Origin of the sequence: Methylocaldum sp. RMAD-M (genome assembly GCF_017832375.1) — a bacterium.
In the GTDB taxonomy this organism is placed as follows: domain Bacteria; phylum Pseudomonadota; class Gammaproteobacteria; order Methylococcales; family Methylococcaceae; genus Methylocaldum.
Map to the genome: position 1 here is coordinate 1 of NZ_JAFIBZ010000071.1, position 1,178 is coordinate 1,178.

Sequence of the window (1,178 nt, forward strand, 5' to 3'; positions counted from 1 at the left end):
CTCGATACGACAGTGGGACGCGGAGCTGACCGCACTGCATGCGCGGATTGGCTCGCGTTTTCGGCGGGCGGAACCGCGGCAACGCGCGTTGGGGTATCTGCGTGGGCTGTTAAGTCCGGTCGCGCGCAAGAACGGCTGGCAGCTGGCGGAGCACTTGGGGGAGCGGACCCCGGATGGCGTCCAGCGGCTGTTGAATGGCGCTGAGTGGGATGCCGATCGGGTACGGGATGACCTGAGGGCTTACGTGGTGGAGCGGTTGGCCGATCCAGAGGCGGTGTTAGTGGTGGACGAGACGGGTTTTTTGAAGAAAGGCACGCACTCGGTCGGAGTCAAGCGCCAATACAGTGGCACGGCCGGCCGCATCGAGAACAGCCAGGTCGGCGTTTTTCTCGCTTATGCCAGTGTGCACGGGGCGGCTTTTCTCGATCGGGCACTGTACCTGCCCAAGGAGTGGGCCGCCGCCCCCCATCGCCGCGCCGAGGCGCACGTGCCTGAAGGGGTGACGTTTCGCACCAAGCCTGGGTTAGCGTTGGAGATGATCGAACGCGCGTTGGACGCCGGTGTGCCGTGCCGCTGGGTGACCGGTGATGAGGTGTATGGGGGCGATCGGCGGCTGCGGTTTTGGCTGGAGCAACGGCGCCAGCCGTTTGTGCTGGGGGTGGCCTGTAACGTGCCGTTGTGGCGTGATGGTCCGGTGTATCGGCCGGCGCAGGAACTCGCCGCCGAACTACCCGCTTCGGCGTGGCAGCGGCACTCGGCCGGAGACGGTGCCAAGGGGCCACGGGAGTACGACTGGGCGTGGCAGCCTTTGTGGCGGTGGCAACCGACCGCTGAGGAGCGGGCCTGGGGCCATTGGCTGGTGGTGCGCCGGAGTCTTGAGGATCCGAGCAAGCTGGCGTATTACGTAGCTTTTGCCCCGCGGGAGGGCACGACGCTGGAGACCCTGATTCAGGTCGCCGGGCGACGGTGGACCATTGAAGTGGGCTTCGAGAGGGCCAAGCAGGACTGTGGGTTGGACGAGTATGAGGGACGGACGTGGGACGCCTGGCATCGGCATATCACCTTGGCGCTGCTGGCCCAGGCGTTCTTGGTGGCTATGAGCACCCAAGCGAAAAAAGGGGCACTGAGGCCGGCTTGATCCCATTTACTGCCCCGGAAGTCCGCCGCTTGCTGGTCCA

The 1,178-nt window shown here is 65.6% G+C and carries 1 protein-coding gene; it reads left to right on the plus strand.

Annotated elements, in window-relative coordinates:
• Positions 1-4 precede the first annotated feature (4 nt).
• Positions 5-1,138, plus strand: coding sequence for an IS701 family transposase (locus JOD69_RS24475; protein ID WP_210024374.1), 1,134 nt, complete (start codon positions 5-7; stop codon positions 1,136-1,138).
• The last annotated feature ends 40 nt before the right edge of the window (positions 1,139-1,178 follow it).